This is a genomic window from Paenibacillus sp. EKM212P, assembly GCF_011066115.1.
GTDB lineage: Bacteria > Bacillota > Bacilli > Paenibacillales > Paenibacillaceae > Paenibacillus > Paenibacillus polymyxa_B.
In genome coordinates this window covers 168,775-195,055 of sequence record NZ_JAAMNR010000007.1, presented here as the reverse complement: position 1 = coordinate 195,055, position 26,281 = coordinate 168,775, and the positions used below count along the sequence as shown (strand labels likewise).

Here is a 26,281-nt window from a genome sequence, read left to right as displayed (position 1 = left end):
CTGTGCCGCTCCAATCATGTGTCGATTTATATTACCCATTTTTTTAGGTTACGAATACAACCAAACCCGCATTAATGATAAAAGCTGTTCGGTTTGAATCGGTTTTTTCACATAATCGGAAGCGCCTGCCTCAATACACTTGGAACGATCATCCTTCATGGCCTTGGCTGTCAGGGCAATAATAGGCATCTTCTCGAATTGTGGCATTAGCCGGATACGTCGCATCGCTTCATATCCATCCATTTCCGGCATCATCATATCCATCAGCACCAGATCAAAATCAGGTGTCTGTTCCAGCAGTTCCAGTGCTTCTCTTCCATTTTCCGCAAAGGTAACCTCCATACGATAGCTTTCCAGCACACTGGATAGAGCAAATACATTGCGAATATCATCGTCTACCAACAATATTTTTTTACCTTCAAACAGTTCTTCCTTGTTGTATAGCTTCTGCAAAATTTTGCGTTTGTCCTCAGGAAGGTTCGCCTCTACACGATGCAAGAACAACGTTGTTTCGTCCAAAAGCCGTTCCGGTGATTTAACATCCTTAATAATAATAGACTCTGCATATTTACGAAGTTGCGTTTCTTCTTTGCTATCCAAATCTTTGCCTGTATAAATAATGATCGGCAGATCCGTTAGCTGCTCATTCTCTCGAATACGATCCAGCAGTTCAAAACCAGTCATGTCACTCAGCATCAGATCCAGTACCATGCAGTCATACCGCTGGGTAGCCAGCTCATTTAGTGCTTCCTGACCTGTCGATATCGCCGTAATGGCAACATCATCATGATCGATCAGCTCAATAATGGATTTACGCTGATTATCATCATCTTCAACCACAAGGAGACGTTTAACCGTTTGGTCCGTATACGATTTTATATGTGAAAATGCCTTATCCAGACTTTCCTTCGAAGAAGGCTTTTTGAGATAGGCAATCGCGCCCATCATCAAGCCCTGCTTGACATCATCTATGACCGAAATAACATGCACTGGAATATGACGTGTCGATGAATTTCCTTTCAGCTCACCCAAAATGGACCATCCATCCATCACAGGTAATTGAATATCTAATATAATGGCGTCCGGCAAATAAGACTGAGCCATGTTGAGCCCATCATCTCCTTGGAGAGCGATCAGTGCCTTAAAGCCCCGGCTACGGGCCATATCGTACAAAATATTAGCAAAATTAATATCATCCTCAATAATCAGCAGCACTTTATCCTGCGAGGTAATCTCGTTTCGATCGTCTCCCGGATGTATAATGTCCTCCGCTTTGTTTTTCGAAGGCATCTGATATAATGGCAACCGTTCAGCAGGCATAATCATGGGAAGGTCCGTTTCTGCCGAGGCTGCCACATTCTCAAAATCCAAATTCACATCCGTACCGTTAAATCCCTCTCTCGAATGAGAGTCCATATCCTCAGCCGTTGGCGTTTGTTCCGGCAAATACAATGTGAAACAACTGCCCTGCCCCTGCTCGGATTCCACTGTAATAACGCCGCCCAACAATCTGGAAAGCTCGCGGCTGATCGACAGACCTAGTCCTGTCCCCCCATATTTCCGGCTGGTTGTACCGTCTACCTGCTGGAAGGCTTCGAAGATCAGATCCGTTTTATCGGAAGCAATCCCAATGCCCGTATCACGCACAGATAGAGCCAGATAGGATCTTCGTGGATTTAGCAGACCAGGAAGCTGCTCTCCATTTGCCCGAGATACATTGAAACTAATAGAACCTTCCGTGGTGAACTTGAAGGCATTGGACAGCAAATTACGTAAAATTTGTTTGAGACGATAACCGTCACTGATAATGGCATCTGGCAGGTTCTCTTCGATCTTGGTATGCAGTTGAAGCTCACGTTGGGCTGCGACCGGAGCAAAATTCTGCTCCACAAACAGTTCCAGTTCCTTCAAGTGGACCGCTTCATGGTTAATATCCATTTTTCCAGCGTCCACTTTGGATAAATCCAGAATCTCATCAATCATTTTCAACAAATCGGCGCCTGACATATAAATGGTTTGTGCATATTCCACTTGCTTTGGCTTGAGATTGCCTTCCTTGTTCTCAGACAAGAGCTGAGAAAGAATAAGCAAGCTATTTAGCGGAGTACGCAGCTCATGAGACATATTGGCCAAAAACTCGGATTTGTATTTGCTTGTGATTCCCAGCTGCATTGCCTGTTGCTCCAACTGAGCTCGTGCATGTTCGATCTCGTCGTTCTTTTCTTCCACTTCTCGTACCTGTTCTTCCAGCGCTCTGGTTTTGGCAATCAGTTCAGTATTAAAATGCTCCAATTCTTCCTGTTGACGCTGTAACAATTCCTCTGAACGCTTGAGCTCCTCTGTTTGCTCCTCCAAATTTCCATTGGAGCGCTTGAGTTGCTCTTGCTGAGTTTGTAGTTCCTCGGACTGGCATTGCAACTCCTCAGTAAGGGCCTGGGATTCGCGCAGCAATTGCTCTACACGCATCCGTCCCTTGATATTGTTCAGAATGATCCCCATGCTCTCTACTAATTGAGCACACAGCTTCGTTTCCAGATCACTGAAGCGATCCAGTGACGCTACTTCTACAGCACCGATGCACTCATCCTCGAACAAAATAGGGAAAATCATAATTCCCACTGGCTTACTTTCTCCTAAGGCAGAGCCTATGGACAAATATCCGTCAGGAGCCTCTGTAATCAAGATCGGCTTACGATCCAGAACACATTGTCCGAGCAATCCTTCGCCTACATGGATAACGTCCCTAATCGAATTCTCGCCAGTCACCTTTGCATAGGAGCCGTATAACTTAAATTGGTTGTCTTCTACATCTTTTCCTTGCAAATAGATGGCTCCATAGCTACCTCCCAAGATGGGCGTAAACTCACTAATGAACATCTGAGCAACCTGCTCCAGTGAATTCACACCACGGAACAGCTCAGTTACCCGAGCAGTATTGGCATTAAGCCAAGTTTGATCCTTCTGCGTTTGAAGGACAGAATGCTCAAATCTCCGCTTTTCTTCCAAGTCTCCGGCCATTTGTTGAAATACACGAGCGACCTCCCCGATTTCATCCTTGGAAGAAACACTCATTCGGCTAATGGCCCTGTATTTCCCCTTGCCAAAACCATTAATCATGAGATTAACGATATTTAGACCTTTGGCAATGCTTGGGAGCACCCACAAAATAACCAGTAAGCCCATGATCAGACCGGCGGCCATCAGAATTGTGGTAATCTGCACAGATTCCTCATAGGCCTGATTGGCTTGCTTCATGTCAGTATCAATCTCCCGATCCTGAAAAACGGCAAGGGCGTTAATGCTGTCCATCGCCTCCTCTTGAGCAGGCAAACCAGTGCTATTGCGGAAAGCGTTAGCCTCATCAATACGATCTTGTCCCAGCAAGGAAACTAACCTTTGTTCGTAACTTAGAAATTCATTCCACGCGACGGTTACCCGATCAACCTGCTGCTGCTCTTCACTGGTGCCTGAATTCGTTTGTAGACTTGCCAGCACTTTCGTTCCAGTAGCGGAAATATCATCGAGCTCACGTTTGGCCTCGCTGACGGAGGAGCCCGGATTTAAAATCAGGTTGGCCATAACTTTGGCCATATCATTCACCTGACCGCGAATAGCCGTTGTTTTCCGGACCTTCATATATCGGTCTTGGTAAACTTGATTCAGCTGCTCATTCAGGCTCCCCATACGGTCATAGCTGATTAGTGTCAGCACAAGGAGGATCGCCATAAGCGATCCAAAGCCGATCAGTAGTTTATTTCTGATTTTCATGCAAGCTCTCTCCCTCTTTCAATGAAATCCAGATCAGGCACTTATCATCATCGCGATCCTGTGGCGCCTCATTACGAAAAAATGCATCCAGCATCGCTTCTTCATTCCATTCCTCATACTTACGTAGACACTCAGTCAGATACTCCACCTGCTCCTCATATTCACCTTCCACCGCTTCCAGCAAGCCATCCGTATACAAAGCGATATGTCCAGTTCCTTCATAATGAATCGTGTGCATTTCTGCATCAATCTTATCAAACAAACCAACCGGGCTACATGCACGGTCAAATTTGGTAATGCTGCCATCCTGGTTGAACAGCAATCCGGGAGGATGTCCCGCATTTACATAGTCAATTCGCCGTGAACGGGTATCAATCACCATATAAATCGCCGTAAAATAATACTGTACCAGCTGCTTGCCCAGATCCAGTTGATTAAAACGACGATTCAGCTCTTGTATGACTTTCTCAGGCTCCACATATGTGGTCACCGTATCCTTAAGTACAGACGCAATGAACATGCAGAACAGCGAGGAAGAAATGCCATGTCCCATCATATCGAGCAAAATGATGGCATATCGCCCCTCACCTAACGGATACCATGAATATAAATCCCCTGCCAGTTCAAAGGAAGGCTGATAGAGCGCATTCACTTGTAGCACCGGGTCCTGGATGGCAGGACTAAGCACCGCCTGCTGCACCATCGCGGCCAGCTTCAGCTCATCTTGAATTCGCTGATCCCGGTCCTTATGCCAGTCCTTCTCCTGTTTGAGACGCAAGGCAGACCGGATTCGCGCCATGAGCTCTACCTTGTTGATCGGCTTCGTGACGTAATCGACGGCTCCCACATCTAGAGCTTCGGCCAATTTTTTGGAATCTCCTACAGCCGTTACCATAATAATCGGGATATCTTTTAAATGCTCATATTCCTGCACAATACTGCAAGCTTCAATGCCGTCCATTTCAGGCATCATCATATCCAGCAGCACCAGATCAATATCTGAAGGATGGGGTCTGAGACTAATGGTACGGTCGCCGATTCCCAGATGCTCTAACATTTCTGCGGCCGAGCTAGCAGAGATCACATCCCGATAATTTTCCTTTTTTAGTATTTCACGAATAATAATGACATTCGTTGGATTATCGTCAACAATTAGAATTCTCATTGGCCTCTCCTTATCTGTAACTCATGTATTATACTATACCTACTTAAACGGAACACCCTTGTTGATTAGTAGTAGTGTCTCCGTAAGAAGGCATTCCAAAAACATAGATAAGGAATGAGGTTGGGACCCCATTCCTTATCTATGTTTTTGGAGGACCCGCGAAACACTTGTACTGCGGCCAACATCCTCTTTTCCAAGTCTAATGCTATTCCGCTTTTTTAACGAACAGCAATATCACACTTTTTTAGCAATGACCAGTACTTTACCCTGATCCAGTTCTTTTTCATAAAAGTCCGCTTCCGTATCTGTAAATCCCAAGGAAGTAATTTTAGCGCGAAGCTCATCGCCGCGGGAGCGGAACAAATTAGCTAATGAGTCGAAAACGCCCTCTTCCTTGATCCCGATTTCCTTGGCATCCACCGTACCGGCAATACGATCCGTCCGATCCTGATCATGAGCGAGCACGAACACATCCTCATAACGATAGCCCGTGTTACGCAACTCATTTACCGCTTCAACGGCTTGTACACCGTTATCTACCACTTTGGCATAAGATTTATGATTGGTCTGATTCATGTTTCTCACGCTCCTTTAAGGATTGACTTCTCTGACTATTACACTTCACATATCCATTTGAAACTTCCATGTTATGTCACGCCTCGTAAAAATCGATTACCATTCCGTTTCATCAAAAAACTCAACATACTTAGGTTTATCAGACGTCTCATCCATAAACACTTTGATTGCACGTTGTCCGCGTACATAGACCTCTCCGTCTTCCGCCGTGAATTGCGAGCCACCCAGCGCCTGATCCAGCGTTTTCCGTTGCAGCGGCAGCCACTTATCATTTACCTTGATTCGACCAGCAGCAGGATCTACATGCACATAAGAAACGACGTCCTCACGCATACCTACGACAACATCTGGATATTGGTATTCTGTAGAAAGCAGCAGCATATCCTTTTTGACTCGTTGTGGCTTGCCTAGCTTCTTCAACACATCCGCACGGGTGTCATCCAAAGATATGCCATTTAAGGTATGAAAATCTGCTGGTACAGCATGTGGAGCGGGTATCGTCTGCACAGTCCTAACCATATGCCCCGCTGTTTGCGGGGAAACGGTTTGCTGAACCGTATCCTGTCCGGAAAAGGGAGTGAGCAAACCAGCAGCTAGTAATAATGTCTTCATCATAAAATCTCACCCTTTCAATGAATTTCCTGTAGTTTACGGTTCAGCCACTATGCTACTGACGCATTTTCTGCCACACCCCAGCAGCGATGTCTACATAACCCAACCAGTTTTTACCAGGCTTGGCCGCAGGCTCCTCATAAGTCGCATTGTAGCTCTGAACCGTCCGCTCCGTTGCGGTCAAAGGTCTATTCGGTGTCGTTGCCTTGATCGCGTGATCCGTTCTGGAAGTATTACTCGCAGCGTTATTCGATTTCTGAAACCGTGTCATTAACGCTGTTGAAGCCTGCTTGGCAGCCAGCGTCACTTCGCTGAGTACCTCTCCCAAGTTTCTAACCGATTCCATCACTGGCTCCACTTGCTTCAATTTATGATCAACGTCTGCGGTGATGTCATTCGCATGTCGAACCGTTTGTTTTACTTCATAACTCAGTTCATCTATCGTTTTTTGTACATCCTGCAAGGTTTGAGTCACCTTATCCAGAGAGCCTTGTGCTGCTTTCAACGTTTTAATGAGGAAAATAACGAGAACTGCAAATGCGATAGCAATAATAAAAATGCTGACCTGTGTTAACATAGCGTAACCTCTCTTTCGTCTTTCACGATGATGTTTATGATTACTGCATAGTTACCCTTAAGATTCAGACACGAAACAACGTCCAAGCTGGCTTCTTCTCCGCTCCAAACGTTATGATTCACGGACTCTCGCACCGTTTAAAACACCATATAACGATGGCACAGCCACGAATAATCTATAGAAGTCACTGTCATCTGCAACCACGCTCTATCGGAGCGTGAGTATGCCACATTATATACAATTAAAGGAGGATACAGAACATGCTAAAATGGTCCGCTTTATTCTTAATTTTTGCTGTGATCGCCGGGATCTTAGGTTTTTTTGGTATCGTCGTGTCCATAGCTGCTACATTCGCTAAAATATTATTTGTGATATTTCTGGTGTTGTTCGTCATTTCACTCTTTACCGGAAGAAAACGGGTTTCATAGTTATCGGATGCTAGCTGCACAAGAGCAATACTCTAAATGTTTATAAAAAAAGGATGTTCCCACCCTGGTTAACAGGGCTGTGGAACATCCTTTTTTGATGCAGCTTTTTAACAGTTAGCGGCGCTTTATTGAATCACGCTGCCCCCAAACAGGAAACGATCCTGCCAAGGCTTGCTGAAATCCGTAACTTTTACACCGCCACCCGCTACAGAAAACGTATGAAGAAGCTTGTTGTCTCCCAAATATACAGCTACGTGTGTAATCGTTTGGGAGGAATTATCCAAGGACGTGTACGCCCCGGAAGATGCATTATAATTTGTAAAGAAGAGCAAATCGCCACGCTTCAGCGTAGTCATGTCCGTATTCGGCTGACTGTTTTGCTTGATCCACTCACCCTGTGAACGAGAATCTGCCGGAAGCTGGATACCTACAGCCTGACGGAAAATTTGACGGGTAAATGCCGAGCAATCAAAAGTAGCCGTACTGTTACGATCTGAACCATATTCATATGGAGTTCCGAGATAAGTCATCCCCGTGTTAATAACCTGCTCTATTGCAGCCGCTGCATCACCGGAAAACATGTTCATAGTTGACGCAGGAGATGCTGTCACAGGTATTGCGGTAGTATCAGGAGTGGTTGTCACCGGAGCAGACACAGGCTGCTGCACGACAACGCCCTCACCAATACGAATATACTGTGGAGACGAGCTGACATAGCCCACCGTACCATCAGCATTGGTAACCTTAAACCAATAAGCATTACTTGGATCCGTAATCGTAACGACATCCCCTGCATTCAGATAGCCCAAAACCTCGGAAGAAGTGGATGCCTCCGCCCGCAAACGAACGGACGTTTGAATCGTGGCTTTCGTTTGACCGGCAGAACTATTCACTGAGGCCACTGCCTCTTTAGCTGAAACATTTTTAACTGACTCTGTGGCTTCCGATTTACGAGTGGTAGACGGGGTAACAGCAGCAGCGACACTGGTAGCGCCAACTTTTATGTACTTGTCGGAGCTGCTAGTGTATCCGGTTACTCCATCAGAAGTCTTGATCTTATACCAATAGCTGTTGGTTTTCTCCAATACTGTTACGGCCTCTCCCTGCTTCATAAAGCTGACTACATCCCCTGTAGTCGAAGGACCGGATCTAAGCTTTACAGCCGCCTGAATAACCGCCTTCTGTCCTGTGGATGCTGTTGATGCCGCTGCGTCAACCTGACCCGGCGCCACATGAATTGCTGCCAACAGCGCGGCTGACGTCATGAGCATTCCCATCACGCGTCTTCTCAATGTTGCACCTCCTGGCTGTTTTTACGAATTTGAAGAGCATATCCAATTCCGACGAATATAGCCGGACATGCCTTCATTATAGTAAAAGCAGCAGGAAGAGAGATATAATCCAAACGTCACAAAAGGAAGCGTATACGCCTTTTGCATATAGGTCTAAAGTCACTTTTGATACTAACTATTTAATAATTAATCTATAATTTGGGTTCTACATGAACATGGACATGCATTGTATTATGAACCTCTTGCAGGCGTTCCTCAATCCGGTCGCTGATCCGATGCCCTTCAATCAGGCTGAGTTGCGGATCCACCTCAATGACCACATCCACCAGCGCATGATTGCCGTGTACACGTGCCTTAACGTCCCGAATCCCCTCTACTCCAGGTATACAGGCAATCGTACTCCGTAAGTCAGACAGTTCTTGCTCATCAAATCCATCGGTCAAGCTGTGCGTGGAATCCTTAAAAATATCCCAAGCTGTTTTACAAATGATGAATCCTACCGCGACCGCAGCTACAGTATCTAGCCAGGGCAGCCCAAATTGTGCGCCGATGATGCCAACTGCTGCCCCAACACTGACAAGTGCATCCGATAGATTATCCTTGGCCGCTGCCAGCAAAGCCTTATTGTTAATCTGCCGTGCCAGTCTGTTATTGTAAAGATACACTCCCAGCATAATCACTGCACAAATCACAGCTACACCCGCGGAGGTGATATCCGGTATTTGCTTTCCGCCCTTGAAAATGCTCCCGATCCCATCAATAAGCACCTGCAAACCGACGACAGCCATAATAAAGGACGCCAGCAGCGCCGCGATCGTTTCTGCCCGAAAATGTCCATAGGCATGGTCAGAGTCCGGTGGTTTTTGGGAAATTCTCAGTCCAACCAGTACAGCAACCGACACTACAATATCGGTGACATTATTGAAGCCATCCGCCCGCAACGCGCTAGAAGCAAATATATATCCGCTAATCAGCTTAAAGGCGGACAGCAAGAGATAAGCAGCAATGCTCACCCACGCCCCACGCTCACCTTTTCGTATTTCTTCATAGACATTTACCACAACGCAGGACACTCCTTCAAATATATAGTTACCAGCAGAACGATCTCACCGGGCCCAAAAATAAAAATAGCAGCGTTGCTGCCATGAATAATAACGATTTGTCTTTGGTTAACTGTTATTTTCAGGATAGCAGATGAACTTTGTGTGGGTCTAGAGAAACAGTCTTTCCGCTCTGCATCGCTGTAGTAACAACGAAAAAGTATTGCCAGGCCCCATTCCTGTAGGTTACACAAAACAATTTTTCCTTCACACAAAAATCAGATGTTTTCTCTTCCACCCCACCCCAGATGTGTGTTATCATTGTTGCCCTTGTCCCTTCTTTTAAAAACGTATAAAATGAGGACACAGCCGCGTTTTCCTTCAATCCAGCATGATTGACATGAATTTGGCGGCAACAGGAGGAATTTATTCATGAGCGATGCCAATGAACCACGTAAAGTTAATCTCGCAGATGCCATTCGGGAAAAGCTGGCACAAAAAAAACAGCAGTCCGGCGCTTCACAGCAGGGCGGCTTTCAAGGCGGTTCCGCCAAAACACTGAAAAGCCAAAATACGAAGAAGCCGAACAACCAACGCCGTCGTACAGGCGGATCATAAGCCACCTCATAACCTTTATAGGGTACCAAAAGTCTGGCGAGGTCTATCTTACCTCACTGCCAGAACCAAGTAAGCTATGGGCATGGTACAAAAACGAAAAAGAGGAGTCTCCCTGCCATTTTAATGGCCTGAAGGAGCTCCTCTTTCGTTTATCTAGTTGCTGAAGTTAGCCGATTTCTACCGGATACATACGTTCACGCAACTTTGTGATTTCTTCATTTTCCAAGTACTCATCATAGCTCATCGTACGGTCGATTACGCCGTTTGGTGTAATTTCCACGATGCGGTTCGCGATCGTTTGAATAAACTGGTGGTCATGCGATGTGAACAATATAGTACCATCAAAATCAATCAGACCATTGTTCAGCGCTGTGATGGACTCCAGATCCAAGTGGTTGGTCGGTTCTTCCAGCAGCAACACATTGGCACCGTTCAGCATCATTTTCGCCAGCATACAGCGAACCTTTTCGCCCCCGGACAGCACACTTGCTTTCTTAAGCGCTTCTTCTCCAGAGAAAAGCATACGTCCCAAGAAACCGCGCAGGAACGTTTCGTCCTGATCCTTGGAATATTGACGCAGCCATTCCACAAGATTCATATCCACGCCTTCAAAATAGGTGGAATTATCTTTCGGGAAATAAGCCTGGCTAGTTGTAATCCCCCAAGAGAATTCTCCGCTATCCGCTTCGATCTCGTTCATCAACACCTGGAAGAGCGTCGATTTAGGCAAACCGTTCGGGCCAACAAACGCGATTTTATCGCCTTTGTTCACAACCAGACTGAACTCATTCAGTACTTGCTCGCCTTCAACGGTTTTACTGAGGCGGTCTACTGTCAGCAGTTGTTTGCCTGCTTCGCGTTCAGGCTTGAAGTTCAGGAAAGGATATTTACGGTTTGATGGACGGATATCGTCCAGCGTAATTTTATCCAGTTGTTTTTTACGTGATGTAGCCTGTTTGGACTTGGAAGCATTCGCGGAAAAGCGCTGAATAAAGGCTTGCAGTTCCTTGATCTTCTCTTCCTTTTTCTTGTTGGCATCACGAGTCAAGGCAAGCGCAAGCTGGCTAGATTCATACCAGAAGTCGTAGTTGCCGACGTACATCTGGATTTTACCAAAATCAATATCCGCAATATGCGTACATACCTTGTTCAGGAAGTGACGATCATGGGATACGACGATGACGGTGCCTTCATAGTCCATCAAGAAATTTTCCAGCCATTGAATGGATTCTAGGTCCAAATGGTTGGTAGGCTCATCAAGCAGCAAATTGTTCGGACGACCAAACAACGCTTGAGCCAGGAGAACACGTACCTTGTCATTACCACTCAGCTCAGACATGTTCTTGTCATGCAGGTCGCGGGGAATACCAAGACCGATCAGCAAGGAAGCTGCATCTGGCTCAGCATCCCAACCGTTCAGCTCTGCAAATTCACCTTCAAGCTCACCGGCACGTAGGCCGTCCGCTTCGGTAAATTCCGTCTTGGCATACAGCGTATCTTTTTCCTTCATGATTTCATACAGACGCGTGTGGCCCATAATGACGGTTTCCAGAACCGGGAATTCATCGTATTCATAATGGTTCTGCTTGAGTACTGCCATCCGTTCACCCGGTGTCATGTGAACCTCGCCAGAATTGGCTTCGATTTCACCGGAAAGAATTTTCAAAAAGGTGGATTTACCCGCGCCATTCGCCCCAATCAGGCCGTAGCAGTTCCCAGGAGTAAATTTGATATTTACGTCTTCAAAAAGTGGGCGTTTACCATAACGAAGCGTTACGCCGCTTGTACTGATCATATAAGCATACCATCCTTATCATTAGTAAAGTGCTAAACACAAAATTACCGACGGCAATAGTATAACACACAAAAGATCGGATTCGAACCGTAGTATAAGCATAACCGCCCCTGAATCTCATCCAATATCTTATAAATAAAATAAAAAATGCTTCTGTCTCCACGATTGTCACCTGACAAACACATGGACCAGAACCATTTTCATGTTTTAAATTCGTTGAGATGCCGTGAGGACAGACGCGTTATTCAGTCACGGCATTGATGTTCCGTGCGCTTGTAAATGTCAGGAAACCCCGACACCTATCGGAATGAGGTACATGCCCGCTTCATCATCCTGTTTGATTAAGACCTCCACGTCATAGACCGCCTGGATCAGTTCAGATGTAACGACCTCTGTAGGTGGGCCGTTCGCTATAATACGCCCTTCCTTCATGGCAATCATCACATCGCTATACCGAATAGCCTGATTGATATCATGCAGCACCATCACGATGGTCAGTCCATGTTCCTGGTTTAACTGCCGAATGAGCTCTAAAATTTCAAGCTGGTAGTACATATCCAAATAGGTGGTCGGCTCATCCAAAAATAAAATTGGCGTCCGCTGTGCCAAGGCCATTGCAATCCATACACGCTGCCGTTCTCCTCCTGAGAGCTGATCCAACGTGCGAGTTCTACGTTCGTTCAGATTAGTACAGGCTATCGCCCACTCGATCGCTTCCTCATCCTCATCACGTCTCGCTGTGAACATGTTCTTATGGGGCAACCTGCCGAAGCTTACGAGCTTTTCTACAGTCAAGTCGGAAGGTGCCTCGTTCTGCTGATGGACTACCGCCAGTTGACGGGCCAGCTCCTTGGGCTTGTAGTGGGCTATCTCCTTGCCGTCCAGAATCACCTGGCCCAAGCGGGGAACAGCATTGTTGGACATCACGCTGAGCAGCGTCGATTTGCCGCATCCGTTGGGACCAATTATGGTCGTAATCCGTCCCGACTCAATAACAGCATTAATAGCGTGCAGACGATCCGTTTTCCGATCATATGAGAAGGTTATATCCTTAATGTCCATAGGTGCGATCCGCCTTTCTGATCAGGAATATCAGGAACGGCCCGCCAATGACGGCCATAATAATAGAAGCCGGGATTTCATTGGGAGCAAGCACTGTCCGCCCCAGTGTATCCGCGAGCAGCAACAGCAAGCCGCCGCATAATGCGGAAAATGGAATCAGCCACTTATGATCCGAGCCAACAAGGTAGCGGGCACAATGCGGAACGAGCAGGCCGATAAAAGCAATTACTCCTGCGATGGCTGTAGCCGTTGCTGCAAGCAGCACTGCAATCACAGAAATCAAAAGTCGTGCGCGCGTTACATTGAATCCCAGATTTTTAGCTGTTTTATCTTGAAGAGACAAGAAATTGCACCAAGAGAACACGAGCATGGCTAAAATTAGCCCAATCCCGCCATAGGTCACAATAACCTCGACATCTACCCATTTTTTCATAGACAAGGTTGATGTAGTGACCTGGTTAATGCTGGTGACCGCATAACTGCCTCGATAGTTAAACGACTGACCTAGACCGGAAAAAATAGCGTTCACAGCTACCCCGATCAGAATGAGACGAATCGGATGCAAGCCAGATTTCCACGAAAACCCATAAACCATTAGGCAGGCTAACGCACCGCCAATAAATGAAAAGAACGGCATCCAGAAATAAAGCGCCGGAAAGACCGTTACCGCAATCAGCGAGATTAATGCCGCTCCCGAAGAAATGCCGATAACCCCAGCATCCGCCAGCGGATTTTTCATGACGGCTTGCAGCAAAACACCCGCTACTGCAAGGGCTGCACCTGCCATTACGGACACGAAAATTCTCGGTAGTCTCAGGTCCTTGACCACATTCACCTGATCATCTGTACCTGTCCACAATCCGGTCACCAACTGACTCAAATCCACCTTGAGACTGCCTGTCATCGCTGAATACAGCATGACGCCAACGAGCAAGACCATTACAACAGTAAGGCTCCAACCTTTTTTGGACATGTCATCAGCTTCCTTTAATTCGAAGGATACAGCATTTTCATCAGCTCATCCAGCGCCGAGTTTGCCGCTAAATTCCCTGTTGTGCCAAACAACGGTTCAGGCAGATCATAGACATGCCCATTTTTCACAGCGTTGAAATGCTTCCAGATATCGTTAGTTTTGAACTCTTCATCGAACATTTTCACTACTTCATCCGGCATCCCGTGTGCAGCGCGCAAAATGATATCGGGGTTGGATTGCTGCAAGGCTTCGGTATTGTGGGCAATGAACTCCACCTTCTCGCCCTGAACCACATTGGTTCCGCCTGCGATTTTAACCAGATCCCCAATATAGGAATGCTCGGTAGCCACCAGATAGCTTCCCGGTACTCCCAGCAAAATCAATACTTTAGGGGATTTCTTTCCTTTGATCTTTTGTTGAATCTCGGCTACTTTGGCATCCAAAGCTCCATTAATCTCTTTGGCCTTATCGGCTTTGCCAAACGTGTCTCCCAGCTTTTGAATTTCTTTTTGCATATTCGCGAGACTTTCAAAATTTAAAAATTCGGCATTGATTTTCAAATCTTTAAATTTAGGCTCCAGATCATATTTCAGTGTCGTCACCGACAGTACGTCCGTCGGCTTCAATGACATCACTTTTTCCATATCAGGACTCATCGGATTACCCACATCAGGCACATCCTTGTAACGGTCAGGCAGCACTTTCGTGCTTGTCGGCTTGCCTGCCAAATCCAGGCCCAGTGCATCCGTGATTTCCGCAATGGCTACCGTAGTCGCCACAATACGAGGAGCTTGAGCTTTACCGTCAGACGACTTTCCGGTTGCATTAGATGTTGCCGCTGATTTCGAACCATCGCTCTGGTTCTGCCCGGCCTGTGCCCCTCCCGAACATCCAGCCAGCAACAAGATCACGATGCCGATTAACATATACAAACCAAATGTTTTTCCTTGAGCCAATGCTATATACCGTTTCATAAAAATCCAGTCACCTCAATTCAAATATAGAACAGCATTATGAGCCCCAACTTTTCGGGTATCCGGGTTTTGCAAAATTCGATTTCAGTCGCTCCAAGGTGCAATATATAGACGAACTAGACTGTTTCGATCTACATATTGTTCATTAGAAGTCGCTTATTGAATTTTTGCAAATTCCTCGGGTATGTAAATGCTGACAAGTCTTGACGCCGGGGCACCAAGACTTGCTCGCATACAAACTTTGCTGTTATTCAGACTTCATTGATTATCACAACCTGAGGCTACTTTGCTTTTAGGCTTTCTTCATCAAATTGGAACTGAACTGTATACCAGTGATCATATGGCACTCCGCCAAGGACCAAGCCAGGCACAATGACGTGTGTGTAAGCACTAATTTTCTGAGACAAGTCCCCTACCTCGAATTGAACGACACGTGTATCGCCGGATGTCGAGATTACTTCTACATCTTTCAGGGCACCGTTTTGCTCCACTTGAAGAGCTGGCATCCAAGAACTATTTTTCAAAGTCACTTGAATATAGCGCTTGTCTCCCTTTTCAATCAGTGAAGCTGGCTTATCGAGATAACCGTCCATAACGGAAGCTTCACTCGTTTTGTCTTTAAATACGTTGTAATTAATCGTGTATTGCTTCTCAGAAGCCATTTGAACCGGTTGCTCAACTACTGGTTTTATTTCAGCCACAGGTGTGGTCGTTTCTGCTGCCTTGTCCGTAGAAGCTACTGTCGGTTCAGTAGCGTTTGCAGTTGTGGCTGCATGGACTCCCTCACCTTTAAGCGATGCACGGTCAAATTGAATCTGTCCGCCGAATTTCTCATTTAGAATGTATTTCTCAGGCAGATATACCTGTGTGTACACACTCAACTTTTTATCCAGATCAGGTACTTCGAATGCGATCGTGTGCGTATCACCTTTGGAGTCCGAACCCATAATCGTCGGATTGGCATAACGGCCTTCAAAATCCGTTTGGAATAGCTTCAAAGCCTGGTTGTCCGTAACGGTTACATGGGCCTGAATCTTACCATTTTTCACAATCAATTTCGCTAGATTTTGTACAAAAGGAGCCGCTAGAGAATCCTTGTCCGTTCCGTTCGCAAGCACACGGAAGTTCGCAGTGTACTCTCCATCCGCTAAGTTGTTTTTCCCTTTTTCTGCTTCAACCGACTTCTTGTCGTTGTGATAAGATACATTACTAGTATCGAATTTAAATTCAAAATCATATACCTTTTCTACTCGATCCTCCGCCTTGAAAACCATCGGAGCGCTACTTGCCACTTTAGGAGCTTCATAGACAACCAGTTGGCCTTTTGCATTGTTCTTAAAGTCATTTACGCTAAAACGAACGTGCTTCGTATTGCTTGCTGCATCTACCTGGGTCACTTCTGCGTCTCGGTAGTTCCCGCTTGCGTTGTCCCAAATGCGCAACGCCTTCACTTCATTGCCGTTTTGCAGCTTCAGACCTACAAACCGTTTGTCGCCTTCCACGACCAATTGCGCCGATTCGTCAGTGATGAAGCGTTGAGCCGGAGAATCCACTCCTGTGGAACCATCAGACAAAACGATACTGAATTTCAAGGCATATTTACCATTGGTAAGCTTGTCAAAATCCAATTTGACGATAGGATCTGTAGCTCCTGTGGAGGAAGGCTCGACAAAGCTGCGAATAGTAGCAGGCTCGAATTGGAACTGCACATCATATACGTGATCATATGAGATGCCACCCAAATCCAATCCAGGTACGATCACATGCGTGTTCACTGTCACTTTATCCGACAGATTTGGCACTTCAAATTGTACTGTTCTTGTATTTGCGGAGCTCGATTGATCGACAACCTGAGCCTCTGCACCATTTACTTTGAACGTTTTGATCCAGCTGCTCTTGTCCATTTTAATCTGAATGATATTTTTACCGGACTGTTTTAACAGTGTGGCTGGCTTTTGCATATATCCATCCATCACAGATATTTCATTGCTTCCGTTTTTGAGTACGGAGAAATCAATGCTGTATCTGCCATTTTCAACTGGAGTTGTGGTTCCGTTATCCGTTCCTTTAGCTGTAATGCTGCTGCGGTCAAATTGCAGACGAAGCTTATGATCCATCTCATAAACCCCACCTGGATAGGTCGTGCTCACATGTACCTGTGCATTCAGAATAGCGTCCAAATCGGCCACTTTGAATTTCACAACACGTGTATTAGCATTCTTGTCCTCACTTACGATATCTGCATCTGTCAACATTCCATTTTGCTCCGTTTTGAACTCCGTCACTGTGGTGCTGTCTTTGATGGTAAAGGAGGCTTCATACTTGCCTTTTGATACCGTCAGTGTGGCCGGAGACAATAAATATTGCGCCATGGCCGATTTTTGATCTTTGGTTGCGTGCAGCGCATCGAAATGGATTGAATACGTTCCATCAGCCAAATTCTTTCCGGGCGTGCCTGGCGTCCCAGGATCAACCGGGGATGGGGTATTAGCAATGCTGCTCTTGTCAAATTGCAGACGAAGCTTATGATCCATCTCATAAACCCCACCCGGGTAGGTCGTGCTCACGTGTACTTGTGCATTTAAAATCGCGTCCAAATCGGCTACTTTGAATTTCACAACACGCGTATTGGCTGTCTTGTCCTCACTTACAATATCCGCGTCTGTTAACGTTCCGTTTTGTTCTGTTTTGAACTCCGTTACCGTGGTGCTGTCTTTAATGGTGAAGGAAGCTTCATACTTGCCTTTCGATACCGTCAAAGTCGCTGGAGACAACAGATATTGTGCCATGGCTGACGCTTGATCTTTTGTGGCATGCAGTGCGTTAAAATTAATCGAGTACGTACCATCCGCCAAATCTGATGGTGCGGGTACAGAGGCCAGCTGAAGATCTACATTATAAGTATGCACGTAGCCCAGCTCAGGCCAGTTGATGCTTACCCATGCGCTTAACTTAGCAGGGATTTCTTTAACCTCGAATTCAATAACTCGTGTATTCGCAGTTTTGTCTTCACTTACTGTAGCAATATTAGTTAATAGTCCATTTTGTTCTACCTTAAAGCCATCAATTTGCTTACTGTTTTTCAATGTAAAACGTACATACTTCTTGCCATTACGTTCAATCAAAGCGCCTGGTTTCTCTGTATAACCATCCATCATTGACTTTTCATTGGTTCCATCCTTTAAAAGGGTGAAATCCAGATGGGAACTTGTTTCTGGAGAGGTTCCATTTCCTGTAATACTATTCTTGTCAAATTGCAGACGAAGCTTATGATCCATCTCATAAACCCCACCTGGATAGGTCGTGCTCACATGTACTTGTGCATTTAAAATCGCGTCCAAATCCGCTACTTTGAATTTCACAACACGCGTATTGGCTGTCTTGTCCTCACTTACAATACCCGCATCTGTTAACGTTCCGTTTTGTTCTGTTTTGAACTCCGTTACTGTGGTGCTGTCTTTAATGGTAAAGGAAACTTCTTTTTGCCCCTTCGATATCGTCAAAGTCGCTGGAGACAACAGATATTGTGCCATGGCTGACGCTTGATCTTTTGTGGCATGCAGCGCGTTAAAGTTAATCGAGTACGTTCCATCCGCCAAATCTGATGGTACGGGTACAGAGGCCAGCTGAAGATCCACATTATAAGTATTCACGTAGCCTAGCTCAGGCCAGTTGATGCTTACCCATGCGTTCAGCTTGGCAGGCAGTTCTTTTACTTCAAACTCGATCATTCGTGTATTCGCAGTTTGATCTTCACTTACAACAGAGGTGTCGGTTAACACTCCATTTTGCTCTACCTTGAAACCATCAATCTGCTTACTGTTCTTTAATGTAAATTGGACATATCGTTTACCACCACGCTCAATTAGAGAGCCTGGTTTCTCCGTATACCCATCCATCATTGACTTTTCATTGCTTTCATCTTTCAAAAGGGTAAAGTCCAAATCAGCGAGTTTCTCTCCTGTATTAGGAGGCGTTACCGGTGGTGTTACAGGTGGAACCGTTGGATTCTCCGTTGAGTTTTTAAGTCTCAAACTGGAAGGATCAAACTCAATCCATTCCTTCACTGAACGGTCTGGATCGGTATCTACATACCATGGAGAACTGCTATTAAATCCAAACTCCGTATTTACATTTTTATGAAAATCATAAACATCGAAGCTTACAGTCCCGGAAGTTTTCCCAGAATTCACCTCTATTTTTGCGGGAACTGTTTCCCCGTTTTGTTCAACTAAAAATTTCGAAAGACCTTGAGATTCCGCAAACTTAAATGAAAAATGGTATTTCCCATCCTTGATGATCAAATCTCCAGGATAGGTATAGTTTGTTTTGAAGCTTGAATCCCTAGTGCTACCGCTGACTGTCTTTCTTAAAGGTTTGTAATCGATCAGGTATTCTCCATCTGCATAGGTCGCATCAGTAGTGGTCACAGCATTGGTAGGCTCAGCATATGTGCTGGGCACTTCTATCGGAATTTCATAAGTAGCATAAGTAGCACTAGTGACTGTAGTGCTTAAATCGGGCAAACTCGACGAAGTGGACTCACCCTCAGGTGTTGCTCCTACGTATGGTGAAAATAAAGAAAACAACATTAGAACAGCAGCAAATGTCGTTATAAATTTGTTAAATCGGCTTTTCAAGGTGATGTATCCCCCTACTTAAAATATACTCATTTGGAGCTTTGGACTAAGCTCCAAATGAGTATTCAATTCAAAATTATATTTTCAAAAAGAAGTCTTAGATATCGCTGTCGTCGAATTGGAATTGAACAACATAGTCGTGATCGTACGGAATACCACCAGTGTATTCTGCAGGCACACTTACATGCAGTTTAACGTTCAATTTTTGAGACGGGCTAGTTACAGGGAATTCGACTATTCTTGTATCCCCTGATGTGCTTACTACAGTCGCATTCACATACTGACCGCTTTGTTGAGTTTTGAATTCAGTAACCCAAGCACTTTTGGTAATAGCTACTCTCACTTTATATTGACCATTCGTAACAATCAGTGTGGCTGGTTTTTTCACATAACCATTTGTATCCATGTAAGATGGCTGAGTGGTTCCATCTTTATAAACGGTATAAGGCAATTGATACGTTCCATTAGGCAAAGCCGCATTCGCTTTATTGGCAGAAAATGGAGCTAGTACCACAAAAACAAGCGCTGCCATCAGTACAGTAAGCATTACTTTTTTCAAAGACAATTTTTCCATACGATTCAAAATCATGTTCATGTTTTTAATCTCCTTTTACGTTTTATTTGGGATTAGATTTCGTCGAATTGCAGTTGTACATGGTACTTGCCTGTGTAGCCGATTACTGGAATTGTGATTTCAGCGTAAGCATTCACTTTTGCATTCAGATCAGCAACTTCGAATTCCACTACACGAGTGTTGCTAGCAGTATCTGTGCTTACTACAGTCGCATCTTGCAGCACGCCATTTTGCTCTACTTTGAACGTTGTAATCAGATTGCTACTTTTCACAGTCAGACGAACGACATTTTTGCCATTAGCTACCGTAACCTGAGCAGGCTTCGTCAGGTAGCTATCCAATCGAGAAGTCTCATTGGTTTGATCCTTCAGAACGGTGTAGTCTACGTTGTACGTGCCGTCGGCTGCTGCCGCTTTAGCTGAGAATGGAGCAACGAGTGCAAAAACAAGCGCTGTCATGATCAATGCTACAAATACCTTCTTAAAAGAAAATTGCTCAAAGCGATTCATTACCATATTCATATCTACACACACTCCTCCATTTTTTATGCTTCAATTTGTGTTGATTTTATGAACGATAAAGATGGCTTGAATTTACTTCTTGGAAGATTTAGTTGATTTCGCTGACTGGACGGCTGCTATTTTTTTGAGGCTTTTGGAATCAAAAGCGAAGCGGATCGTATAGTCATGATCGTAGTTATACGCAGGGACAGTAACATGGATTTTAGAGATTAACGGGCTGTTCACACTCGTAATTGGAAATTGTACGGTGCGGGTATCGGTTTTGGCATCCTTATGGATAACCTTTGTATCGATGATTTTGCCTTTGTAATCTACTTTAAACCCAGTTGTCCATTCGCTATGATTCAGCTTAATTTGCATGGTCATTTGACCTTTTTTTACATACAACTTAGCTGGTTTTTCAAAATAATCATTAGCCATGGACACCGAATCATTTTCTGCCTTGAGGATATTGTATTTGAGCGTGTATGTACCATCCGCCAATGTTGGAGAAGCCGCAGCGGCTACTACAGATGACGAAGTTGGCCAAAAGCTCAGCACACTCACCAGCAGAAACACAGCAATAATTGCAGAATACCCCTTCTTCATTTTGACAGCAGTCCCTCCCCACGAGAATAAACTAATTGATTATCATTCTCAATTGATAATTTAAAAAAAATAGCTCTTTTCGAGCTTGTCTCCCCACCTCTCTATTCCATAATTTCGCAAAATCAAGTAAACCCATCACCAATATATCTTACACTTTTCGAAAATGTCAATATGTATTTGTGTGTACGTAATCCCTTGATATATGCTATTTTTTAATAAAAATTTGTAGTTCCTTCTTCTATAATTCGAATTACTCTCTTTTATTTTTAGTTCAAAATTTATTTAAAAATTTGCTTTTTTCAATTGACAATCCCCAGTGATATTCATTATCATTCTCTTATACATAAATGAAAATGATTATCATTATTGTTTAACTTGAAAATTGCAGGAGGAATAACATGAAATCTTATGTGTTGTGGTCATCCGCAGCGCTTTTATTGGCAGTTACCGGATGCAGTAATGGTGCCTCGACCGCAGATCACAAACCAGCCAGTGCTTCCGTATCTACCGCTTCAAGCACGACAAGTGGCGCGACGATTCAAGTTACTGATTTCTCAAAACGGATGTTGGCCTTTCAAAAGGTCCCTCAACATATCGTTGCGCTCAGCAATGGCGATCTGGATATTATTTACTCATTGGGCGGGACAGCCGTGGGCAGGCCCAACTCCAATGGACCCTCCGTCGTACCTGCTGCTGAAAACGTTCAGCAAATAGGCTCCACTCACGAAGTTGATCTGGAGAAAATTACGATGCTCAAACCGGATGTCGTGCTAGGCAATTATCCTATGAATGAAAAAGACATTCCAGCCATTGAAGGAGTCGGTTCACAGCTGCTGCTGACGGGAGCCAATTCAGTTCACGATATTCAGTCGCAAATTACGCTGTTCGGACAATTACTGCAAAAGCAGGCTCAGGCCGTGAAGCTGAACCAGCAAATTGACCAACAAGTAGCTAAGCTGCAAAAGGAAACCGCTTCTGCCTCCAAACCGAAGGTGTTGCTGGTCTACGGAGCCCCGGCTACGTATATGGCGGCACTGCCAAATTCACTAAGTGGAAACATTCTGGAAGCTGCGGGTGGCTCGAACATCGCCGCTGATTTTCCGGGCCTGCAAAATTTCCCGCAATATGCGCAGCTGAACACAGAACGCATCATCGAGGCTGACCCTGACTACATCTTCATCATGACCCACGGCAATACGGAAGATGTTAAAGCCGCATTTATAAAGGAAATGCAGGAAAATGCAGCCTGGAACGGAATCCGAGCAGTCAAAAACAATCAGGTCGAGGTTTTACCTTCAGATCTGTTCGGTACGAATCCGGGCACACGTGTCACTAAAGCGCTGGATTTGATGCATCAAAAGCTGTATCCGGCGAAATAGGCGATGGAGATGAACAAACTACAGCGCGCCAGAAGACGCACCATCGCCTGGATTACCCTTCCGATTCTACTGCTGGCCGTCTCTGTGTACGGTCTGGCCTACGGTTCAGTGTCGATTCCACTTCAAGAAATCTATCATGTTTTGCTACATAATGATGAATCTACCTATCGCACGATCCTGATGGATCTCCGGCTACCTAGAGTATTAGTAGGTTTACTGGTGGGAGCTTGTCTTGCAGCTTCCGGAGCACTTCTTCAAGGTGTGATGAAAAATCCATTGGCTGACCCTGGCATTATTGGTGTATCGGCTGGAGGTGGACTTGCCGCCGTCATTACGATGGTGATGCTTCCACAGCTCAGCTACCTTCTTCCGATAACCGCCTTTTTGGGAGCCTTTCTGAGCGCAATCGTCATTTATCTGCTGGCTTGGGACCGAGGGGCATCGCCTGTCAAAATTGTGCTCGCTGGCGTTGCGATCAACGCGCTGCTGGGCGCACTCACTAACGGCGTAATGGTCATGTACAGCGACCGCGTACAGGCCATTCTTCCTTGGCTATCCGGCGGATTAAACGGAAGAAGCTGGCATCATCTAGAGTTTATGGCGCCTTATGCCATCATTGGATTAATCGCCTCTTTCTTTGCAATTAAACCTGCTAATTTACTGCTGCTGGGCGACGATTCAGCACAGCTGCTTGGTCAGCGAGTAGAGCTTCAACGTATGCTCATTATCCTGCTGTCTGCCCTGCTCGCCGGTACAGCGGTCAGTGTAGCCGGGCTAATCGGCTTTGTAGGGCTGGTCGTTCCCCATGTCATACGGTTGCTAATCGGGGAAGATTATCGTTTCCTCCTCCCCCTTTCCATTGCAGGCGGTGGAACGCTGGTTGTCCTGGCAGATACGGTGGCACGATCCTGGTTTGACCCGATTGAACTGCCTGTAGGTATTTTGTTGGCCGTCATCGGGGCACCGTTCTTCTTAATCCTGCTCAAGAAACGGGGGAATTTCGGATGACAGCCATTCAGGGTGAGCATATCTCCTTACAACGTGGGTATTTCAAGCTGGACGATGTGAATATCACCTTGCCTGCTGGTCAGCTCACCGCGATCGTCGGACCGAACGGTTCAGGCAAGTCCACGCTTTTGCGGATTATGACCCGGTTGCTCAAGCAGGATCAGGGTCAGGTTTCCGTCCTGGGCAAACCCGTGCAGGAATACAAGCGGCGTGATTTTGCCCAGACGATTACAATGCTGCCGCAAATGAAGGATATGCTGCCGTTATTGACGGTCCGCGAGCTGGTCGCTTACGGGAGATCTCCTCATGCCAAAGGCTTGAGGGTACGCCATACCGGACAGGACCAGCAAATCGTGGACCATGTCATGAAGATCACGGGCATCCAGCCCTATGCAGATCGAATGTTCCATACTCTATCAGGAGGTGAACAACAAAAAGCGCGAATTGCAATGGCTTTGGCCCAACAAACAGGTATTCTTTTGCTCGATGAACCGACCACTTTTCTGGATATCGCCCACCAATTTGAAGTTATGGATATGCTGCGGCGTATCAATCACGAGTCCGGCTTGACGATTGTTATGGTACTGCATGATTTGCAGCAAGCTGCGGCCTATTGTCATCATATGATTGCGCTTAAAAAGGGACGAATCGCCGTTGCCGGCGAACCCCGTGAGATTTTGACGTCTGCTTTTCTTCGTGACATTTATGAAATGAACGCTACCATCAAATTTGAGGATGGCTATCCGGTTATTATACCGACCATACCACATCATTCAGGAGGAATTTAATATGGTTATCGTTACAAATACATCTAAAATCACACCGGGCAATGCACATTTACTCATCGAAAGATTTAACAAAGAAGGAAAAGTTGAAAAAATGGAGGGCTTTCTCGGTCTGGAAGTACTGCTGACTGAAAACACGCAGGATTATGAGGAAGTAACAATCAGTACACGCTGGAAAGAAAAAGAGAACTTCCAAGGCTGGACGAAAAGCGAAGCATTCCGCGAATCCCATAGCCATCGTCAAATTCCGGACTATATTATTGAAAATAAAATCACGTTCTATGAAGTTAAAATCGTTCGTCATCCCATCGCCAACAGCGATTCCTCTTTGGCAAGTGATTCCGAAGCCGTTTAATCCTGCATTATAGCTAAAAACCAAAAAAAGCGGCTTGGCAGGCAAAATTAATTGTCCGCCGAGCCGCTTTTTTTATCAGGATCTTGCAAAATTCGATTCCAGTCGCTCCGAAGTACAAGATATAGACGAACTAAAACATTTCGATCTATATCTTATTCATTGGAAGTCGCTTATTGGATTTTTGCAAAATCCTCTTATATAAGGATTATGTCGAATTCCTCAAATTGTAGTTGAGCAGCGACGTCCAATTTTCAGCGTCTCTCCGTGCCCAAGAACATGAATGCGTTCCTTCGCAATACCCCTACGCTCACGCTCCGCTTCGAGCCGGTCCAGCGCCTCTCTTGGCGTATCATCTGCCAGCTTGAAGGCTCCGTAGTGCATCGGAATCATCTGATCTGCGCCGCAATCTAGAAACCCTTGCAATGCCTCCTCCGGTGTCACGTGCTGCGAGGTCATGAACCATTCCGGTTCGTACGCGCCAATCGGCATAAAGGTCAGGTCAATGGCAAAGCGCTCGCCAATCTCCTTAAACCCACGGAAATATCCGGTGTCTCCCACAAAATACAACGTTGGTGCATCCTCTGAGTCTGCATTAGAATGAGGATTGGATTCCGTGACGGACGTGGCAGAGCCAATCACCTGCTGCTCATTTTGCAGAACGTATCCACCCCAATGCGAAGTGTTCGTATCAAACGGCGTGCGTCGTGTCCAATGCTGGGCTGGAACAAACGTGAATCGAACCCCTCCTACCGTAAAATGCTCCCACCATTGCAGCTCATGACAGTTGCGAAAACCTTTGCGGATCATTTTCGCCTTTAACCCTGAGGGTACAAGCATCAGCGTATCTGCACGATATAATTTCCGCAACGATTCTAAATGTAAATGATCATAATGGGAATGAGAGAGCAGAATGATGTCCAGTGGGGGTACATCCTGAATACGAATGCCGGGTGGAGCCAACCTTTTATCAAAAGCCATACGCTCTGCCCACACCGGATCAGTGACGATATTCAGCCCAAGATACTGGATGAAAAAGGTGGAATGTCCCACCCAGGTGACTGTCGCCATCTCCCGATTGTTATGCAGAAACTCCAGCTCCGGGGGATGGTTTGGCACAACGAACGTATAATCCTTTATTTTGCTGCGTCGCTCCTGCCGCCATTGTCTGAATTGCTTGATGGTTTTATCGGTATTTACATGATCCATATTGTTAAAACGAACTTTGGGCATGATGCAGCTCCCTCCCTGATGAACCTGTTCTCCAAAAAATGCAGCGGTTCCATTTAACTATATATTGTCATTCGAGTGTGAACATAAAATGATGCAACATCCTGATATATGTAAAGTATAATTCAATCACGTCTGTAAAGGAAATCTGCGATAATACAGCAAAAACAGACCTCCCGGATCAATCAGGAAGGCCTGTTCCACCTGTTGTTGTCAGTCTTGTGGATTTTTAAAGCGTGCCGAATAAATAAACAAAAACACAATCGCCACGACAATAATGATAGGTGACTCATACATAATTGTAAAATGCTCGAAAGCAGCCAC

Annotated in this window: 23 protein-coding genes; 6 read left to right on the top strand and 17 right to left on the bottom strand. The window is 45.5% G+C overall.

Annotation, left to right across the window (positions count from 1 at the left end; all coding sequences use genetic code 11):
* Nucleotides 1–48: 48 nt before the first annotated feature.
* From G9G54_RS20155 to G9G54_RS20135, 5 genes are all read right to left on the bottom strand, one after another.
* Complete coding sequence (locus G9G54_RS20155; protein ID WP_165179363.1) at nucleotides 49–3,768, bottom strand: response regulator; 3,720 nt, start codon at nucleotides 3,766–3,768, stop codon at nucleotides 49–51.
* Entirely contained in the window at nucleotides 3,752–4,933 is a 1,182-nt protein-coding gene (locus tag G9G54_RS20150) for a PP2C family protein-serine/threonine phosphatase (RefSeq protein ID WP_165179362.1), read from the bottom strand. Before G9G54_RS20150 ends, G9G54_RS20155 begins: the two co-directional genes overlap by 17 nt.
* A 234-nt stretch (nucleotides 4,934–5,167) precedes the next feature.
* Complete coding sequence (locus G9G54_RS20145) at nucleotides 5,168–5,509, bottom strand: general stress protein (protein WP_165179361.1); 342 nt, start codon at nucleotides 5,507–5,509, stop codon at nucleotides 5,168–5,170.
* 96 nt (nucleotides 5,510–5,605) lie between these two features.
* The gene (locus tag G9G54_RS20140) at nucleotides 5,606–6,124 is read right to left on the bottom strand and encodes a hypothetical protein (protein ID WP_028541848.1); all 519 of its coding nucleotides are present in this window, start codon (nucleotides 6,122–6,124) and stop codon (nucleotides 5,606–5,608) included.
* A 52-nt stretch (nucleotides 6,125–6,176) separates the two neighbouring features.
* Nucleotides 6,177–6,698, bottom strand: a complete 522-nt coding sequence (locus tag G9G54_RS20135) for a DUF948 domain-containing protein (RefSeq protein ID WP_165179360.1) — start codon at nucleotides 6,696–6,698, stop codon at nucleotides 6,177–6,179.
* Nucleotides 6,699–6,958: 260 nt separating this feature from the next.
* On the opposite strand from G9G54_RS20135, the gene G9G54_RS20130 reads away from it, so the two are divergent.
* Nucleotides 6,959–7,126 carry a DUF1328 domain-containing protein gene (locus G9G54_RS20130; protein WP_165179359.1) on the top strand — a complete coding sequence of 56 codons (168 nt, stop codon included), beginning with the start codon at nucleotides 6,959–6,961 and terminating at the stop codon, nucleotides 7,124–7,126.
* A gap of 125 nt (nucleotides 7,127–7,251) precedes the next feature.
* On the opposite strand, the gene G9G54_RS20125 is transcribed toward G9G54_RS20130, so the two are convergent.
* Both G9G54_RS20125 and G9G54_RS20120 read right to left on the bottom strand, forming a co-directional pair.
* Complete coding sequence (locus G9G54_RS20125) at nucleotides 7,252–8,418, bottom strand: C40 family peptidase (RefSeq protein WP_165179358.1); 1,167 nt, start codon at nucleotides 8,416–8,418, stop codon at nucleotides 7,252–7,254.
* Between the two features lie 191 nt (nucleotides 8,419–8,609).
* Nucleotides 8,610–9,479, bottom strand: a complete 870-nt coding sequence (locus tag G9G54_RS20120; RefSeq protein ID WP_165179357.1) for a cation diffusion facilitator family transporter — start codon at nucleotides 9,477–9,479, stop codon at nucleotides 8,610–8,612.
* A 411-nt stretch (nucleotides 9,480–9,890) separates the two neighbouring features.
* On the opposite strand from G9G54_RS20120, the gene G9G54_RS20115 reads away from it, so the two are divergent.
* On the top strand, nucleotides 9,891–10,076 hold the full coding sequence (locus G9G54_RS20115) for a hypothetical protein (RefSeq protein WP_013311941.1): 186 nt from the start codon (nucleotides 9,891–9,893) through the stop codon (nucleotides 10,074–10,076).
* Nucleotides 10,077–10,242: 166 nt separating this feature from the next.
* Here the strand turns inward: G9G54_RS20115 and G9G54_RS20110 are convergent, their stop codons facing one another.
* From G9G54_RS20110 to isdC, 8 genes are all read right to left on the bottom strand, one after another.
* Nucleotides 10,243–11,871, bottom strand: a complete 1,629-nt coding sequence (locus G9G54_RS20110; RefSeq protein WP_165179356.1) for an ABC-F family ATP-binding cassette domain-containing protein — start codon at nucleotides 11,869–11,871, stop codon at nucleotides 10,243–10,245.
* Nucleotides 11,872–12,153: 282 nt separating this feature from the next.
* Nucleotides 12,154–12,933, bottom strand: coding sequence for an ABC transporter ATP-binding protein (locus tag G9G54_RS20105; RefSeq protein ID WP_165179355.1), 780 nt, complete (start codon nucleotides 12,931–12,933; stop codon nucleotides 12,154–12,156).
* A complete protein-coding gene (locus tag G9G54_RS20100) occupies nucleotides 12,923–13,906 on the bottom strand; it encodes a FecCD family ABC transporter permease (RefSeq protein ID WP_165179354.1) in 984 nt (327 codons plus the stop codon). The genes G9G54_RS20105 and G9G54_RS20100 overlap by 11 nt, the downstream gene beginning before the upstream one ends.
* Nucleotides 13,907–13,920: 14 nt before the next feature.
* The gene (isdE, locus tag G9G54_RS20095) at nucleotides 13,921–14,880 is read right to left on the bottom strand and encodes a heme ABC transporter substrate-binding protein IsdE (protein WP_061831475.1); all 960 of its coding nucleotides are present in this window, start codon (nucleotides 14,878–14,880) and stop codon (nucleotides 13,921–13,923) included.
* A 281-nt stretch (nucleotides 14,881–15,161) separates the two neighbouring features.
* Nucleotides 15,162–19,520 (bottom strand): NEAT domain-containing protein, encoded by a 4,359-nt coding sequence (locus tag G9G54_RS20090; RefSeq protein ID WP_165179353.1) that lies wholly within the window; start codon nucleotides 19,518–19,520, stop codon nucleotides 15,162–15,164.
* Between the two features lie 97 nt (nucleotides 19,521–19,617).
* A complete protein-coding gene (locus G9G54_RS20085; protein WP_165179352.1) occupies nucleotides 19,618–20,115 on the bottom strand; it encodes an NEAT domain-containing protein in 498 nt (165 codons plus the stop codon).
* Between the two features lie 32 nt (nucleotides 20,116–20,147).
* Nucleotides 20,148–20,615 (bottom strand): NEAT domain-containing protein, encoded by a 468-nt coding sequence (locus tag G9G54_RS20080; RefSeq protein ID WP_165179351.1) that lies wholly within the window; start codon nucleotides 20,613–20,615, stop codon nucleotides 20,148–20,150.
* 72 nt (nucleotides 20,616–20,687) lie between these two features.
* Entirely contained in the window at nucleotides 20,688–21,203 is a 516-nt protein-coding gene (isdC, locus tag G9G54_RS20075; protein WP_165179350.1) for a heme uptake protein IsdC, read from the bottom strand.
* A gap of 398 nt (nucleotides 21,204–21,601) precedes the next feature.
* On the opposite strand from isdC, the gene G9G54_RS20070 reads away from it, so the two are divergent.
* Genes G9G54_RS20070 through isdG form a run of 4 tightly spaced genes read left to right on the top strand, consistent with a single transcriptional unit; the run spans nucleotide 21,602 to nucleotide 24,730 of the window.
* Nucleotides 21,602–22,582: an ABC transporter substrate-binding protein gene (locus G9G54_RS20070; protein ID WP_165179349.1), complete on the top strand. Its 981-nt coding sequence runs from the start codon at nucleotides 21,602–21,604 to the stop codon at nucleotides 22,580–22,582.
* A gap of 9 nt (nucleotides 22,583–22,591) precedes the next feature.
* The gene (locus tag G9G54_RS20065; protein WP_185156319.1) at nucleotides 22,592–23,590 is read left to right on the top strand and encodes a FecCD family ABC transporter permease; all 999 of its coding nucleotides are present in this window, start codon (nucleotides 22,592–22,594) and stop codon (nucleotides 23,588–23,590) included.
* Nucleotides 23,587–24,378, top strand: coding sequence for an ABC transporter ATP-binding protein (locus tag G9G54_RS20060; protein ID WP_165179347.1), 792 nt, complete (start codon nucleotides 23,587–23,589; stop codon nucleotides 24,376–24,378). Before G9G54_RS20065 ends, G9G54_RS20060 begins: the two co-directional genes overlap by 4 nt.
* A 1-nt stretch (nucleotide 24,379) precedes the next feature.
* Nucleotides 24,380–24,730: a heme oxygenase gene (gene isdG / locus G9G54_RS20055; RefSeq protein WP_013311953.1), complete on the top strand. Its 351-nt coding sequence runs from the start codon at nucleotides 24,380–24,382 to the stop codon at nucleotides 24,728–24,730.
* A 219-nt stretch (nucleotides 24,731–24,949) separates the two neighbouring features.
* Here the strand turns inward: isdG and G9G54_RS20050 are convergent, their stop codons facing one another.
* Complete coding sequence (locus tag G9G54_RS20050; RefSeq protein WP_165179346.1) at nucleotides 24,950–25,960, bottom strand: MBL fold metallo-hydrolase; 1,011 nt, start codon at nucleotides 25,958–25,960, stop codon at nucleotides 24,950–24,952.
* A gap of 210 nt (nucleotides 25,961–26,170) precedes the next feature.
* The gene (gene cydS, locus G9G54_RS26260; protein ID WP_007432143.1) at nucleotides 26,171–26,281 is read right to left on the bottom strand and encodes a cytochrome bd oxidase small subunit CydS; all 111 of its coding nucleotides are present in this window, start codon (nucleotides 26,279–26,281) and stop codon (nucleotides 26,171–26,173) included.